Source organism: Thioclava sp. GXIMD4216 (assembly GCF_037949285.1).
In the GTDB taxonomy this organism is placed as follows: domain Bacteria; phylum Pseudomonadota; class Alphaproteobacteria; order Rhodobacterales; family Rhodobacteraceae; genus Thioclava; species Thioclava litoralis.
In genome coordinates this window covers 655,449-670,116 of record NZ_CP149926.1, presented here as the reverse complement: position 1 = coordinate 670,116, position 14,668 = coordinate 655,449, and the positions used below count along the sequence as shown (strand labels likewise).

General features: G+C 54.9%; 14 protein-coding genes. 7 read left to right on the top strand and 7 right to left on the bottom strand.

Features of this window, described 5'->3' with window-relative positions; translation table 11 throughout:
- Positions 1 to 103 precede the first annotated feature (103 nt).
- Complete coding sequence (locus WDB88_RS03325) at positions 104 to 643, top strand: AAA family ATPase (RefSeq protein WP_066011888.1); 540 nt, start codon at positions 104 to 106, stop codon at positions 641 to 643.
- Between the two features lie 261 nt (positions 644 to 904).
- Here the strand turns inward: WDB88_RS03325 and WDB88_RS03320 are convergent, their stop codons facing one another.
- The 3 genes from WDB88_RS03320 to WDB88_RS03310 are packed head-to-tail and all read right to left on the bottom strand — an operon-like array spanning position 905 to position 3,875.
- A complete protein-coding gene (locus WDB88_RS03320) occupies positions 905 to 2,656 on the bottom strand; it encodes an ATP-binding protein (RefSeq protein ID WP_066011891.1) in 1,752 nt (583 codons plus the stop codon).
- 8 nt (positions 2,657 to 2,664) lie between these two features.
- On the bottom strand, positions 2,665 to 3,702 hold the full coding sequence (locus WDB88_RS03315; protein WP_066011893.1) for an SIR2 family protein: 1,038 nt from the start codon (positions 3,700 to 3,702) through the stop codon (positions 2,665 to 2,667).
- Positions 3,699 to 3,875 (bottom strand): hypothetical protein, encoded by a 177-nt coding sequence (locus WDB88_RS03310; protein ID WP_339108780.1) that lies wholly within the window; start codon positions 3,873 to 3,875, stop codon positions 3,699 to 3,701. The genes WDB88_RS03315 and WDB88_RS03310 overlap by 4 nt, the downstream gene beginning before the upstream one ends.
- A 325-nt stretch (positions 3,876 to 4,200) precedes the next feature.
- On the opposite strand from WDB88_RS03310, the gene WDB88_RS03305 reads away from it, so the two are divergent.
- A complete protein-coding gene (locus tag WDB88_RS03305) occupies positions 4,201 to 4,905 on the top strand; it encodes a hypothetical protein (protein WP_339108779.1) in 705 nt (234 codons plus the stop codon).
- A gap of 247 nt (positions 4,906 to 5,152) precedes the next feature.
- Here the strand turns inward: WDB88_RS03305 and WDB88_RS03300 are convergent, their stop codons facing one another.
- The 4 genes from WDB88_RS03300 to WDB88_RS03285 all read right to left on the bottom strand — a co-directional run bounded on the left by WDB88_RS03300 (position 5,153) and on the right by WDB88_RS03285 (position 9,963).
- Positions 5,153 to 6,223 (bottom strand): hypothetical protein, encoded by a 1,071-nt coding sequence (locus tag WDB88_RS03300; protein ID WP_066011899.1) that lies wholly within the window; start codon positions 6,221 to 6,223, stop codon positions 5,153 to 5,155.
- A gap of 372 nt (positions 6,224 to 6,595) precedes the next feature.
- Positions 6,596 to 7,183 (bottom strand): tyrosine-type recombinase/integrase, encoded by a 588-nt coding sequence (locus tag WDB88_RS03295; RefSeq protein WP_339108778.1) that lies wholly within the window; start codon positions 7,181 to 7,183, stop codon positions 6,596 to 6,598.
- 344 nt (positions 7,184 to 7,527) lie between these two features.
- Complete coding sequence (locus tag WDB88_RS03290) at positions 7,528 to 8,454, bottom strand: hypothetical protein (protein ID WP_339108777.1); 927 nt, start codon at positions 8,452 to 8,454, stop codon at positions 7,528 to 7,530.
- 897 nt (positions 8,455 to 9,351) lie between these two features.
- A complete protein-coding gene (locus WDB88_RS03285; RefSeq protein ID WP_066011903.1) occupies positions 9,352 to 9,963 on the bottom strand; it encodes a hypothetical protein in 612 nt (203 codons plus the stop codon).
- 206 nt (positions 9,964 to 10,169) lie between these two features.
- Here WDB88_RS03285 and WDB88_RS03280 point away from each other — a divergent pair, with 206 nt between their 5' ends.
- The 5 genes from WDB88_RS03280 (at position 10,170) to WDB88_RS03260 (ending at position 14,516) form a co-directional block, all read left to right on the top strand.
- The gene (locus tag WDB88_RS03280; protein ID WP_339108776.1) at positions 10,170 to 10,376 is read left to right on the top strand and encodes a helix-turn-helix domain-containing protein; all 207 of its coding nucleotides are present in this window, start codon (positions 10,170 to 10,172) and stop codon (positions 10,374 to 10,376) included.
- Positions 10,377 to 10,688: 312 nt separating this feature from the next.
- The gene (locus WDB88_RS03275; protein ID WP_339108775.1) at positions 10,689 to 11,099 is read left to right on the top strand and encodes a hypothetical protein; all 411 of its coding nucleotides are present in this window, start codon (positions 10,689 to 10,691) and stop codon (positions 11,097 to 11,099) included.
- Entirely contained in the window at positions 11,096 to 11,713 is a 618-nt protein-coding gene (locus tag WDB88_RS03270) for a hypothetical protein (RefSeq protein ID WP_339108774.1), read from the top strand. The genes WDB88_RS03275 and WDB88_RS03270 overlap by 4 nt, the downstream gene beginning before the upstream one ends.
- A 59-nt stretch (positions 11,714 to 11,772) precedes the next feature.
- Positions 11,773 to 12,726 (top strand): ATP-binding protein, encoded by a 954-nt coding sequence (locus WDB88_RS03265; RefSeq protein ID WP_339108773.1) that lies wholly within the window; start codon positions 11,773 to 11,775, stop codon positions 12,724 to 12,726.
- Positions 12,723 to 14,516 (top strand): TniQ family protein, encoded by a 1,794-nt coding sequence (locus tag WDB88_RS03260; protein WP_339108772.1) that lies wholly within the window; start codon positions 12,723 to 12,725, stop codon positions 14,514 to 14,516. Before WDB88_RS03265 ends, WDB88_RS03260 begins: the two co-directional genes overlap by 4 nt.
- The last annotated feature ends 152 nt before the right edge of the window (positions 14,517 to 14,668 follow it).

The following is a 14,668-nucleotide window of genomic DNA, read 5'->3' as shown; positions in this document are numbered from 1 at the left end:
ACCGGTGCTGTTTTCCCTACGAAAATCCATGCTGCCTTGATCCGCACCTTTCGGCGCGTCGATCGCTGCGCAGCCCTTCCCCTGTCAAACCCGAGGATGGCCCATGAGCGACCATTTCTTCGTCGTGACGGGCGGCCCTGGTGCGGGCAAGACCAGCCTGATCACCGAGCTCTCCCGCCGCGGCTTTCATACGATCCCCGAATCCGGTCGCGCGGTCATTCGCGAGGAAATGCAGAGCGGCGGAGACGCCCTCCCCTGGGCGGACCGCATGGCCTATGCCGAACGGATGCTTGAGCGCGACCTCCGCGCCTACGAGGACGCACAGGCACTCTCAGGCCCCGTGATCTTCGACCGGGGCATTCCCGACATAATGGGCTACCTGACCCTCTGCGGCCTCCCCGTGGCGCCCCACGTCGCCGCTACGGCCAAGGCAGTCCGTTACAACGCCCGCGTCTTCCTGACGCCCTACTGGGACGAGATCTTCACACAGGACACCGAACGCACGCAGACCCGCACCGAGGCCGAAGCGACCTGCGCCGTCATGCGGGAGACCTACACCGCGCTCGGATATGAGATCACGGAACTGCCGTGCACCGACATCGCATCACGCGCTGATTTTGTCTCTGCGCAACTAGCGCTCTGACCGGCTTCTCCAGATGGACGGAGAACCTACTGGAGCGGACAAACCGCGCAGCTCCCTCCTGCCTCCTACTACCTGAAGCCGACGGCCCTAACCGGACATTCGCCGACCAGCCAACTTGCTGTTGTTGCAGCCTGCCAAGCCGACATTCATGCGTTGCAAACAAAATTCCGACCGTGAATTTTGCACGCTCGAAGCGATTGAAAACGCTAACGCAGTGCGGGTGTGCATAAGTCTTGATCTATGCACGCATTCCTCGCGTCACTATCTCGCGCTTTGACGCCTCCAAGACAACACTGCCCCCGTAATATCAGATTCCGGCGTCTCACCCGCCCAACGATCCCAGAAGTCGATGGTTGCGCTGTTTGGTTTGTATCTCGGCTCTCCTACGCGAACTCTGGTCGGCAAAAGACTCGCGTCACCAACTACCAACGCTTCCCCAACATCGAGAACGGGTAACAGATCTCCAAACCCGCCAAGGCTATCTGGCAAAAGCCTTCGGACAACACTCTGATCGTCGCCATTCGTCAGGCGCATGGCGATCACATTATTGCACTGACTTAGAACTGTCCTGTTCACCTCCGCAGGACGCTGGCTAATGACCACGAGCCCAACACCATATTTCCGGCCTTCTTTGGCCAGACGTTCAAAGATGCCTACGGATATGTCATCGACCCCATCACGCCCCGCTCGCTCGGGAATATAAAGGTGCGCCTCGTCGCAAAACAAGGCAATGGGGTGGCGCTTCTCCACTGGAGTCCACTGAGTGATGTTGAAAACCAATCTCGCAAGTAGGCTGACCATCAAAGGCAGTATGTCGGATGGGACTTCCGAGAAATCAATGATCTTTATGCCGCCTTTCTTGTCTTGTTGCGTCCCTCTGCTTGCTGTCAGCGCGTGCGCCAACCTTGGCAACCAGTCCATTTCCATACATTCCGAATGAGGCTGAAAAAGAAAACCTAAGCGGCGATCCATGTGCTTAGCCTCAAAGCGGGCAATCAAACGACTTAACTTTCCGTTGAAGTCGCCCGCTTTGTCAGTGTTGGCCTTCGCGCCGGGGACGCGTTCAGTATCGAGAAAACTTAGACGTTCAAGCACAGCCTGAAGTGGAAATGGTACAGGGCTATCAACGGTAAAATTCGCCAAAACCTCTGCATGTTTACCGTCCTGAAGATACTTACGCTTTGCATCGGTAATGCTGTTGGCCATGACCATTGCTTGGTTTGGGGCGTTTTGATCAGAGCGATCAACAAATAGCGAAACCATAGCTTCATAACCGAGAAGCCAATATGGTAGATAGAGGACGCCATCATCAAGCCCTTGATCGTGCTCCAAATCACCTGGGCCAGCTACGCGCAAATGTCGAAACTCTTCACCGTCAAGCGTCTTATATTCACCGTGTATATCGAACAAGATGGCGTTGGCCTGATCTAAAGCGGCAACTTGGTCTAACATACGCGCTGTCGTATATGATTTACCTGAACCGGTGCTGCCTACAATCACCGCATGGCGCTGAAATAGCCTGTTCCCGTTGAGAAACGCGGTGGCATTTTCATCAAGGGTATATTTTCCAAGCTCTAACTGCGGGCCGTCACCTGTTACGTTCGAGATTACTTGCATGAAGTCTGTCAGACGCTTGCCTTCAAGAGCAAAGCAATTGGCATCAATTTCAGGTACGGTTTCAAGTGTTCTTCTGAAAATATTTTTGAGCATACCCTGTTTGTCGATCAAAGTGCCAATCAACGAAACTCGCACCAAGTTATTCTCTGGCAACTCAGTGACTTCATCTGGATCAGCCTCCGACTCGTCTGGCGTAACTTCGGGCGCTCTACGTGTGATCCGTGAAACAACACCAACCAAATGTTGCCCTGCCTTACTGCTCTGAAGTGCGACCAGTCGATTGACCTGCACTCGCTTTAGGCGCTCAAGTTCATCAACTCTCACAACGACTACTGCCGTATCAACGGCTATAATCTTCCCTAACGCTTCACCATCATCGTAGTCAAAAATTGCCATCTAAAACCTCACAAAGCCATCTTATTAAAATTATCGAACGACCAGAGATCGGGCAGAGGGATGCTCATTCCTTCGGGATGCTCTGGTAGAAACACACGAGTTGCTTCGCCGTCCTTCTCAAGCGCCATATATGCTTGCCCTGCGCTATCGGCGAGGAACCGTTTAGCTTCATCTGTGAGTGTGCGCGCCAATATCACGATTGGAACATTCCGTTGCCTGCACCTATCGACGATTTTCGGCTGAATGTGCCGATCACGAAAGCCGTAGCCGACACAGAGAAAGGAAGCCGCTTGATCCAACGCTCTGTCTGCTCCTTGGATGGCAGACCGAAAAGGTTCGTCATGCGTTCGCTCATACTTGCTGACACCTGGTGTCACGATTAGCGGACTAAAATCCTCTGGTAACCGTTCTGGAATCGGCAAGGATACGACGCGACCGGTGTTATCCACGAACCAATCGAGCGAACCATGAACCTTCCAGATTCTGACCGTCCTTGCCGCATGCGCTCCACGTCGAATTGACACTAGATCGCTGCCCTCACGGCTTCGAATGATCCCTGGCGCAAAACCTGTAACGTGAATGTACCCCGCTATGTCAGTCGCATACTCAGCCACACGGTCATAATTTGGTGTCACAATATTTGTGACCATGTGAGTGGTCTTAAACATTCCTTGAAGCAAGTCAGACAGGCTAAAATGCTCCTGCCCTCGTGCTGCCCTCGCCATCAAGGCAAGGTCATCCTCTGCAATGGCTTGCCAGGTAAGTGCTACAATCTTCTCGACGAGACTGAGCGGTGCAGCAGTTTTTAACAGAGCTTCCTCAAGGCCATCACCTTTCGCCAAAGCCGTTCTAACTAGCAGCCAAGCATCGGTCTCCTCGCCTTCGTCAGGTTGCATGTGATCTCGAAGATACTGGGCCAACTCACCCATGCCTCTTAGACCGTGAACGACCGATGCCCCACTTCCCAAAATGAGGACCGGATGTCGCTGGATGCAACTTTGGGCTACGGTTGCAATCCTTTCAACGACCTTCTCTTCTACACTCATAACTTGATCTCCGCGTCGCGGTTTGGGAAGCTGTCAGAATGGCAGCGAATGCTGTCACCAAACTTTTCAGGATCAGCATCGCCAAGCGTGTTCCACTCCGAAACGTCCTGAATGGAATCGGTCAAAAAGTCGGAAGTAAAAAGGCTGCCCTGGCTTGCGATCTCACTGCTCAAATCGAGATTTCCTATGTTTTTCTCGAAGCTAGCACTCGCCGCAACCTTGTGCAGCAAGAATGTGGAGACATCCGGTCACCGAAGTCCCTTGGGTTTAGAGTCGCGATCAAGTTTGCAAGAGCAGCGAACGGCAACTTCCCGCCCCTCGCAACGACGACGAGATGACCAATGCACCCGGCCCAAAGCGGCCGTTGAGAGCACAATTGAGAGCCGCACTGCAGCGACCTAGGATCGACCTATCTTAGATTGCGTAAGAAATAGTTTGTTCCGGAGATGCTGAGCTTTGCGCTAGATTACTTGGGGCAGCCAAAAGAAGGTAGAGCACATGAACGACAAAGAGCAGCACTCACCTATCCAAGAAATTGACAGCCAGATGAGGCCAAGGGAGCACCTTCTTCACATCGTCAAAGCCGCTCTGTCGACGGCGCCGTTCGGTGGAGGCATCGCATCTCTAATGACAGACTACATCCCATCTATGAAGGAAAAGCGCCTAAAAGACTTCGTCCAAGGAATTGCGTGCGACCTGCAAGCGCTTGAAAACCGCATAGACGAAAAAACAATTCGGACAGATGAGTTTGCTTTCGTTTTGGAGAGATGTTTCCGCGGAGCGGCAGAAAATTACCAAATGGAGAAGTTGCAGGCGTTCCGAGGTATTCTGATAAACTCGGCGGTTGGATCGAAGGTCAGTTCGGATGAACGGGAATATTACCTCAACTTGGTTGAAAGGCTGTCTGCATTGCATTTGAGAATCTTGGCTTTTTTATCTGATCCGAAGACATATTTGTTCGCGTATGAAATACCCGAAGGGCAGCTCCGCGGAGGCTTGTCTTCTTTCATGCCAGTTGCCCTTCCAGGCGTGGGCATTGAGTCGATCAAAGGTGCATTCGGAGACCTTTACCAGCTTGGCTTCCTCAACACAGACAAGTCAATATTCCATACGATGACAGCCTCGCAAGGGCTCGACCTCCTTGGCGACCGATTGACGGCAGCTGGTCATCGCTTCGTGGCTTTCTGCAAATCACCACACTAGCCAGAAATCACCTGTCCAACTGGTTGTACCTAGTGTGACGACCCTCTGCGGTCATTCGCCAGGTTCTGTTCTGCTGCAGCGCGGCTTCTCCGAAGCCGCCATTCGTGACATCACGCCGAAAGTTTAGATAATGAGGGCCCGCAGTAGGCGACATAACACCCGTTGAAGGCGCGGCTAGTGCCTGCTCTAAGTTCAGAGTTCCAGATGCTGTTCCATGTGCAAAAAACGCGACGCAAACGTGGGCATCTTACTCATTGAAAAGGTCTAAATCGAATTGATTGAGTAGCCAACCAAAGGGAAAATGTTGGTCGGTGAAGCATTGGTCGCAGTTTAGGCGTTCTCCGATAAATAGACGCGGAGCATCTACTTTTTTAATACGAATCCGCGCTTCGCACACCGGACACCGCATAAGCTCGGCGAAGTTCGAGTTCACAAAATTAGTCAGTCGGGAGCGCCCCCTCGTAAAGAGCGCTTCATATGAGCCTAGCGATGTGAACAGCATCCAATTCTGATATTTCTTGCTGGGCTTTCTCATTCGACCATACAGTTCAATCTGCATGACATGGAGAAAGAGCATTAACATTGCGAGTTGGCTATATGTCCCACCGGCATAGATGTCGTCATCCATGGGATTTTTGAAGATGAAATTCAGATTGTAATCTTCCGTCTGGTTTCTTCTAAACTCCGTCACCAGATGTGTTGCCTTATCAAAAAGGCCTGCAAAGCCAAGGTCATTTTGAAAGTTGAAAAGTGTATCATACACTGCATCAGCATTTGTGAAGCTACACCCTTGGCTCTCTTTCATCGCCGAGGCTAGTAAGGCTTTAATACCTGCTTCATCCAAGTCTTTCCGGTTGAGCAGGTTCTTTGCGTCAGATTTCAGCTTATCAAAGAATGCCCCCTCGTCCGCGCACATTTGAGCAACGATCAACATGCCTTCTTTCAGGGGCTTGCGTAGGAGCGAAAAAGCGACAGTGAATTTTCGCTTTTCCAATGCCCGTAGAGCTTCATAGATGAAGTGGAGCATGTCTGAAAATAGCGCATTGCAGACGTGATTTACTGCCGCCCGCCGTTCTAAGTCCCCGCGTCCGGATTTATCAAGAAAATCCAAAATGTTAATTCCGCTAGCCAACAGATGGCGATCAGCTTCGGACTCGATCTCAAACTGAATATGTCCTGCTTTTTGAATTTCCATTTGCACAAGCAGTCGCGCCATAAGGTCATGCAGGTGAAAGCAAAACTCGTGCTCTGCCCAGTGCTTTTTTGGAATGTTCTGAAGTCTATCAGGATCTATTATTCCGATCGTTTTCAAGCTCATGTTCTCCACACCACTGTGATTTTATAAGAAGAAATATATTTCGATTGTGATTTCCGGTTTCTGCCGTTTGCAGCAGGCGCTGGCGCAACCCTAGCCTGATTTCGCACTCGCTTCATCCGCATTCCATAGCAGCTATTCCGCTAAGAATTGCAATCACGAAGGGTAATGCGGTTCGCTGTTGAAACCGCTTAAGCGTAAGGGGGCGATCGCCAGCAGAACCTCTTCGTTCTTATGTAAGGCTGTACAGAGGCATGCCGTCGTTCTGGTCTACTACGAAGGTCGGCTTTCTCCGTGGCTAGATGTTTCTTGCTAGCCTGCGGCGAAGGTCGGCTCTCCGCCCTTCCTCCTCTTCTCAGGCACTGCAGCTTCCGGCTACCAGAGGTCGTCGAACCGGTGCGCCGCCGTCCGCGTGTAATGCGCTGTGTGTCGGGGATCTCGGTGGCCGAGGTAGTCCTGAATGACTCGCAGATCGCGGCCCTTGTTGGCTAGCGCGAAACCGCAGGAATGGCGTAGCATATGTGGATGGACGCGCTCGAGTCCGGCACGGGTGCCGGCGGTCCCGACAATGTAGTTCACGGCCTGCCGTGTGAGCGGCAGCTTACGCTCGGAGACGAAGAGCCAGGGCAGTGCATCGTCCCTGCGCGCGAGCCAGCGCTTGATAGCCCGCAGCTCGTCGCCAGCGACTGGCTGCTCGACACTGAGCCCGTTCTTCAGCCGTGTGATCCAGATCCGCGACTGCGCGAGATCCACATCTCGCCGTCGAAGCGCGATCACTTCGGAGACGCGCAGGCCGTGCCGGAACATCATCAGGATCAAGAGGCGATCGCGAACCCCGTGGCGGCTCTTCTTGGCGGCAGCGAGAAGCCGGTCAATATCCGGCTGACCAAGGTAGTCCCGGCTCCGGATATGGGCATGGGTCGCGCGGTCATCGTCACTCTTGACACTTCGCCGGGTGGGCATGGTTCTGGTGCCTCTCACAAGTCTCTGCCGAGCAAGGGTTGGCCTTGATCAACTCTTAACAAAACACACGAAGTGTAAAGAGTGGCTCGAGCGTTGTGGTGACGCTCGCATTTTCGTCGAAATGAGGAAAGCGGATTCCTTTGGATGTATTCCTCAGTGCCGCATTCAAGGCGAGGCACGGCTAGGGCCGTCGGCGGCCCTTCTGCAACATCCACGCAAGACGCTAAACGCCAACACCAAAGGCGGGTTTCCGTGCCATCCCGGCCTTTGCAGACCCACCTATGGGTTCGGACCGCCAAGCAACGCATTTGCCAGCCAGGTCTTCAAAGCATCGACCCAATCAGCTATTCTTCCAGAATTATCTCTGAACGAAAAATGTTACCAATCGTCATTGATGCGAAGCCTTCTCTGCCTTTGCTTACACTCTTCCCTAGACCAGCCACCCAATCGGCGCTGGATGCTGACAAAGGGCCCACTATGCTCGGATCCGACTGCATTTCGTCGAGGGCCTCCTTATGCATCCCTTGCCTCAAGATCACGCGATAGACGGGCTTATCATTAACGAACACGGGTCTCGGCAGCATAAACTGCCTTTCACGCCCGACATATTTTTCTGCGAACTGGACAGTCCGCTCTCGACTCCCCAACTCTTCTCGGGCGCGTTCATCGCGTAGGCCAGCTGTGCCCTCATCATCCGAGAGCCCTGCGGTTGCGCGGCGTTCCATAAAGAAAACATCATCATACGGCATGGAAATCGCCTCTGCCGCGACTTCATAGCCCGCTTGCCGCAAGGATTTTGAAACGACACATCTGGTTGCCGCGTCATCCGCCATCGCCATCTCAGTCTCTAAGATCTGAAATGGCTTCTCTGCTTCCGGGTCGATGATGGTGAGGCGGCTAGGCTCTCCGTGAGGGACACCAATCTGAAGTCCACTGACTAGGCGCTGTCCGCTGTATCCGGAGGGGAAGACGATAGAACGTTTTTGCGCAACACCTCCAGTTGGCGGAGGGCCTACATGCCCCAACTGTCGGGCGCTGTATTCCGAGCCTGATTGCGTTCCTTTACACTCGATAACATGCCATACACCACTTACATCCCGGGCCACAAAATCTGGAGTTTTATTCGGGCCGCGCTTGGCCGTTCTTCGTTGTGTAGCCCCCAATCTCGGTGCCAAGTATTCGACGAAATATCGACCATCCACAATACGATCCAAGTCAAAGCGTTCGCTCAACCATAGGAGGGGAGCCCCCATACCAAAATCGTCGCTCAAGATTGTCTTCTGGTGGGCATCAAGTTCGGAGAAGCTGCCAGTGAGCCTGAGGTCCGGATCCGGCGTGATTGCCGATAGGTATCTTACCCACGCCCAAAATTCGCTCAGAGAGACACCAGTGGACGTCGTGGGGGTGGTCAAATACCCGATCATGAGTAGCATCGCCGGAAAGTTCATATCCCAGGTAGCAATGCCGCTGTGAAAAGCGCTCGGAAAGACAGGGTGATTTCCCGGGGGCGGCCAAGACGACGCATCGACATTAACGATCAGATCCCTATTCACAGACTTCCCTCAGAATTGATTTTTTTAGCAACGGCACAATTGATGCCGATTAGTGGTTATTGCTTGACTGTAGCTTTCGGCAATGCCTTTTGGACTAGGCTGAGCACGATGGTATAGTGCTATTGCATTATAGACCCATACTGTCACCACACGCCGGTTGCAGTATGGGATGGAGCGTATCCATTTCCTTGACCGATCCCTCAGGTTTGTAACTGTCCTCCGGCCCGTCGAATCTGACCTTGATCCATTCCGCAGCGCGATATTCACCACGAACGACGCGGTCGCGCTTGCCTTCTATTGAATAGAACTTGGCCGCCGTGCGTCTTGAAATCCAGCGCCTCGCACCTAATAGAGGTGATCCGCACACCTTCTCGCATGGCAGAAATCTGGCTGCTCAGCATCAGCTTTATACAGCTGAGTGGCTTACACCGATCGTCTGCCGTGCCCGACACCAAAGGCTAGTTTTGGTCGTTAGTATCAGCTGCAGCAGGACTTCCAGAGTCAGTGGCATGTCTGCTTCCTGCCCATTCCAACCTTAGCATCACGCGACCGGCTAGCCACTTCTGGTCATTGTGACTGCTAGGGTCGCTCTTCACTGGCCACAGTATGTCGCGATCAACTCTCCCCCCATTCCTCGTCGAAGAACCTCTTCAGCTCATCCTCAGAAGAATAAACCTTGGGTCCGACGCAGCGAGCTGCCGCTCGCGCCCTTGCGAGACGTTCATTCTCCAGAGGCCGGTCCAAGGTGTCATCACGCCCCGGCCCCATTTGCTCGGTCGCGTGGGCGTATAACTCTCTGAACGTCCGCCGATCGATGCCCATCAGCCTTGCGGCACCGACAAAGCTGCCAGCGGCATCATACGCCATTCTCACTTGATCAGCCGGGAACTCCACACGCGACCGTCCTGGCGTATTCGGAAAGCCCAGTGCCTCCCGCTTACGAGCGATCCATTTCGGATCAACGCGATGTAGCTTCGCCAGGGTCGTGTCGCGATAACCCTCCCGAAACTGGGATTGGAGCAGCGCGTCGAAATCATAGCCGAAGTGCTCCAACGTCTCGATCAGATTGGTCCGACTGCCGACGAAACGTTTCCGAACCTCAGCCAGCGACCGGCTAAGCGTCATTAGTTCGATGAGTTCAGAATGATGGACGCCTTGACCGTCGCCATCCGCAAAGATGATGACGAAATCGCCAGAAACCTCCAGATAGTGTTTTGCTTCGGCCATAGACCCTTCCTCTGACTAAAAACTCCGGTGAAATTCTAACGCCATCCATCATGAGAATTTTGCCGCAGATTTTAACCACATGATTCTAAACAGTTATCCTTGACTGATTCGTTGATAGCTGATTCCCTCCGGATCACGAAGTCCCAGCAATCATGGTTACAGCGTCAATGTCACACACAGTGAACCCAGCTCATGAACGCCTGAAAATGGAGCTACGTCTACGTGGCAAATCCATCGCCTCAGTCGCCCGCGAGCTGGAGGTTCTGCGTTCGACAGTTACGCTGGTCAGCCAAGGCCTGCGCAGGTCTTTGAAAATCGAGAGGGCCCTTGCCGATGCTGTCGACACGACTCCGGCCGAGCTTTTCCCCGACCGTTACCCAGCAGAGGAGGACAACGCGGCAAACAACACCTGACATCGGGAAATAAAAAGACCCTCCTGCGCTAACAGGAAGGCCTTTTGAATAAGTGTCGTTGGTCGCGACCCCTTATTCATCCCCTGAGTCTCACGAAAAGTCAACCTGCCGAGGCGTCTCTCGGCAGGGCAGTCAAACTCATCTCAAACATAGGGGGATGTCGCCCCGCGCCTGCTCCGATCCACATGGGTCGGCGCCCAGGTGAGGTGCGCTCCAAACATCATGTACAACACCTTGTTCTACCGCGGGCCGGAGCCGAGCCACGCGACCCGGGTGCCTGCGCGCCGTTCAAAGGGGAGCCTTCGCGGCTCAATGGTCGCACTGCTGCCCGGCTTCGAGCGCCCGCGCATCATCCACTTCGAGAGTGCGCTCGAATACGCTTTCCTCTGCCTGATGTTGGTACGCGACGACGTGCACCACATCCGCGAACAACCCCCGGCGATATTCTATGTCGGCACTGACGGCCGCCCCGTGCGACATGTCTTCGATTTCGTGATCACGAAAACTGACGGGGAGCGCATTGCAGTGGCCGTCAAACCTATGCAGCGTGTGCTGAAGCTGAACTTTGCATCCGAGCTCGAAGCTGTTGCAGCCGCAGTTTCCAAATCCTTTGCAGACCGCGTGCTGCTGGTCACCGACCAGCACATCGATCGGGCTGCCGCTGCCGAAGCGGCTCGGACACTCGCCTGGTCGCGCCCCTCTCTAACGGAGGTGGCGGCATGACCCTGCGTTTTCGCTTCTCGAACTCCGACATGATCACCACGGCAGGCGTCGCCATGCGCCCGCTAGAAATCGACGACAAAGGCGGCACCTTCGAGCGCGTCGGCCAGCCGGGAATTACTGAGGCGTTTTCCCACCAAGAGCTCGCCGAGATGATGCGTCGGCCGGACACGACCTACTTTGCCGGGTATTTTGATCGAGCCACCCAAGAGGCCCATCGCGATAAACCTGTGCAGGTCATCAGCGAACTGTCAGAAAAGACCGCACGGCTGGTGATCTGGCGGAAGGCCGTCTGTGACGCCTTCCTGGCTCTCGAAGCTGCGGGCCTCGTCAAACGCACGCAGCGGGCCTATGAGCAGGCCAAAGCGCAGCTCGCATCAGTGACGGCCAGGCTCGTTGGTGAAGGCGCAGCGGCCTTTGCCAAGATACGACCGGGTAAGGAAATAAAAACTCGCAAGCTGCCGGGAAGCCGGACAGTCTTGCAGTGGGTCCGCTCTTATCAGGCGGCAGGCTATTCCGCACTTTCGCTCATTCCGGCCACTCACCTATCCGGCAATCGGAGCCGGCGCTGGTGTCCAAAGGCGGAAGCCCTGATGAACCAGGTCATCGAGATTTAACGGGCCGGTCTCCGAGCGCCGAACGAGACGCAAGAACCGCAGACGCTGGGGGTTCAACGATGGGAAATGATCTGATCACCCAAGCGGCACAACGGGTCGCTGAACTGAAGGCGTATTTCGTCGATCACGAGCGCTTCGTTCCACTGGCAGAAGGGTTTTTCATCCTCGCTGAGAAAAGGCTCGTAGACATCCAGACCGACCGTATCAGCGAGGCGCAAGGGCTTGCCCTGTCCGGGCACTCCGGGGCCGGAAAAAGCGCGGCAATCACCCATCTTCTTGCCCAAGAAAGGCAGAGGCTGGCCGATCAGGGATACGGAGATTCAACCATCATCAGCTTGCGGGTGCCATCACCCGCAACGCTGAAATTCGTCGGGCAGATGCTCCTTCGGGCGCTCGGCTACCCTATCGGTGCCGATCGCCATGCTTGGTACATCTGGGATCTGGTCCAACATCACCTGAAAGAGCGTCGCGTTTTGTTCGTGCATCTCGACGAGGCGCAGGACCTGGCGTCGCGGGGCACCAAGCACGAGCTGGATTCAGTGACATCCATGCTGAAGACTCTGATGACGGACCCGGAATGGCCAGTCGGGATCATTCTGTCGGGCACAAACGAACTGGAAGACATCCTCAACCACGACCACCAGCTCGCTCGACGCATGAGGACCGTTCGTTTCGAGAGCCTATCCCCCGCCGCATATGGTGATGATATCCTCGACCTGCTCGAGAACTACTGTGAACTGGCGCAGCTCGAACCAGAGGATGACGTTCTGGAATTATCCCACGGCGAACGCGTGGTCCATGCTGCGGCAAACCAGTTCGGCATCGCCATTGTCCTGATCCTCGACGCCATCGAGGATGCCTATCTGCATGGCCAGAAGACTCTGAACCGGCACAATTTCATCAGGGCCTACCATCGGCGGACCTCCTGCGATGCCGAGTTCAATCCGTTTGTCGTGCCGGACTTCTTGCGCATCGACGCTCGCCAGGTGTTTTCTCGGGAGAACCGCACATGATGTTTTCGACAGTCAAGCCGTTGCCCCTAAATGTAAAATACCAGAACGGAGAATCCGCAACCTCTCTCGCATCCCGCTTGGCACGTCGCAACGGCGTGTCAGGCATGGTTATGTTTCTGTCGGACTTCGGGATCGACTATTTGAAACTATCCAATGGCGACCAGGAGGATTGCGCCCGATTGGCTTCACTTGCCGGTGTCGATCAGGCGGAATTGCATCGTCATACACCTGCGCTAGTCTCTCCTGGCTGGTTCCGGTTGGGCATGGAGGAGATCAAGTTCACGGCCTTCAGCCGAACCGCTCTCAAAGGCTGCCCGCAATGCCTGCAAGACGCCTCAAACCAAAACGATGCTGCGCATTTCGGCCTATGGCAGTTGACCTCAATCCGCACCTGCTGCTTGCACGGCTGCTACCTCACTCCGTTGCCCACGTCTTCTGGGACGCGAGAGCGGTTTGACGTCATCAAGCTGACCTCTGGCTTTTCACCACCAGAACCCCAAATCGCGAACGATCAGGACCTTTTGTTCGAGCACTACCTGAGAACCAGGATCGAGAAAGGGCCCGGGAAAACGTGGCTCGACCGGTTGCCTTTCCATGTTGCGGCGCAGACGTGCGAAGGCTTCGGGCTCCTGCTGACCCTTGGCCCGAAAGCCCGGCGAGAAACAGTGACGCCGGCGCAATGGGCGGCTGCAGGCACTGCCGGTTATGGTGTCCTACGTCACGGACCAGATGCTTTCAGGGAAAAGCTCAAGGAGATCCAGCGGGCGCATCCGGTCGACAACACCCTCTATCGGACCCGCTATCGCGTGTTCTTCGAGTGGTTGCGCCACCGCGACGACGACCCTCAGTTCGATGTGATCCGTGATCTGGTGCGAGAGTTCATCTTCCGCAATTTTCCGATCTCCGAAGGCTACATCGTTCTGGGCCGACCTTGCCCGGAACAATACGTTCATTCGCTTTCGACGGCGCGCTCGCGCTATGGGATGTCTGGCTGGAAGCTGGCGCGCCGCCTGGCCTCAATGGGGCTCGCGGAGAGGAAAACGTCAGGCCAAGGTTTTGTACTGACCGGCTACGTGCCCACAGAGATCATCAATGACATCGCGACCGATTTCGATGACCTCCTGAACGCCGCCGATGCAGGAAAATACCTTGGCGTCGAACGTTTCATGATGACCAAGCTGACGAAGCCCGGACTCGTTGAGAAGTATTTCGACGAAAAGAATGCCTCGCCGATGTATCATCCACGCGATCTCGATGGGTTCCTTGGGAAGCTGCGGGCGCGCGTTGAACGCCCCAAATCGGAGGACCTACTCGACATTGCGACGGCATCGCATCGTGTCCGCATACCGACCGAGCGCGTGGTCGAAATCATTCTGAGAAACCGCCTTCCGCTGCATGCAGTCGACCCTGCCACCACGCGTTTCCCGGATTTCCACGTGTCGCTCGCCGTGCTGCGGGAGGTCATCGCTACCGATCACCACGGAACCGTTCGGCCGACCCGGGCCGCGAAAATTCTCGGAATCAATATCCGGACGATCCGCAGTCTGATGGACACAGGCGTACTAGAATCTTGCGACATAGAGGAGCTGAACAGCGGACGAAGGCGACGGTACGTCTGCGCCAAGTCGATGGAGCAGTTTTCCAAGAGTCATATCTCGGTGGTAGAGCTGGCGGCGAAGAACGGGCGGCTGCCGGGCGTAGAGGCCGTGATCCAACTTGATCGCGGGGCGAAGCCGCTACCGTTGGAGCCACGCGCCAACATGATTTTCAGGCGAAACGACGTTCTCTGAACCATCACTCACGGGAAGCCGGCCGCTGCGCCGGCTTTTTCATGTGCGGTCAGAGGCAACCTTATCTGACGAAAAAGGCAGCTTCAGTTCAGCATCGAGATTTCGGGGCACTGAATTCAAAAGGAAATTTTGGCATGCAGAGGCAGAACTTT

What these genes read in the sequence shown, in the direction of transcription:
- WDB88_RS03325 (WP_066011888.1), top strand. Translation starts at nt 104, where the DNA reads ATGAGCGACCATTTCTTCGTCGTGACGGGCGGCCCTGGTGCGGGCAAG.
- WDB88_RS03320 (WP_066011891.1), bottom strand. Translation starts at nt 2,656, where the DNA reads ATGGCAATTTTTGACTACGATGATGGTGAAGCGTTAGGGAAGATTATA.
- WDB88_RS03315 (WP_066011893.1), bottom strand. Translation starts at nt 3,702, where the DNA reads ATGAGTGTAGAAGAGAAGGTCGTTGAAAGGATTGCAACCGTAGCCCAA.
- WDB88_RS03305 (WP_339108779.1), top strand. Translation starts at nt 4,201, where the DNA reads ATGAACGACAAAGAGCAGCACTCACCTATCCAAGAAATTGACAGCCAG.
- WDB88_RS03300 (WP_066011899.1), bottom strand. Translation starts at nt 6,223, where the DNA reads ATGAGCTTGAAAACGATCGGAATAATAGATCCTGATAGACTTCAGAAC.
- WDB88_RS03295 (WP_339108778.1), bottom strand. Translation starts at nt 7,183, where the DNA reads ATGCCCACCCGGCGAAGTGTCAAGAGTGACGATGACCGCGCGACCCAT.
- WDB88_RS03285 (WP_066011903.1), bottom strand. Translation starts at nt 9,963, where the DNA reads ATGGCCGAAGCAAAACACTATCTGGAGGTTTCTGGCGATTTCGTCATC.
- WDB88_RS03280 (WP_339108776.1), top strand. Translation starts at nt 10,170, where the DNA reads ATGGAGCTACGTCTACGTGGCAAATCCATCGCCTCAGTCGCCCGCGAG.
- WDB88_RS03275 (WP_339108775.1), top strand. Translation starts at nt 10,689, where the DNA reads ATGGTCGCACTGCTGCCCGGCTTCGAGCGCCCGCGCATCATCCACTTC.
- WDB88_RS03270 (WP_339108774.1), top strand. Translation starts at nt 11,096, where the DNA reads ATGACCCTGCGTTTTCGCTTCTCGAACTCCGACATGATCACCACGGCA.
- WDB88_RS03265 (WP_339108773.1), top strand. Translation starts at nt 11,773, where the DNA reads ATGGGAAATGATCTGATCACCCAAGCGGCACAACGGGTCGCTGAACTG.
- WDB88_RS03260 (WP_339108772.1), top strand. Translation starts at nt 12,723, where the DNA reads ATGATGTTTTCGACAGTCAAGCCGTTGCCCCTAAATGTAAAATACCAG.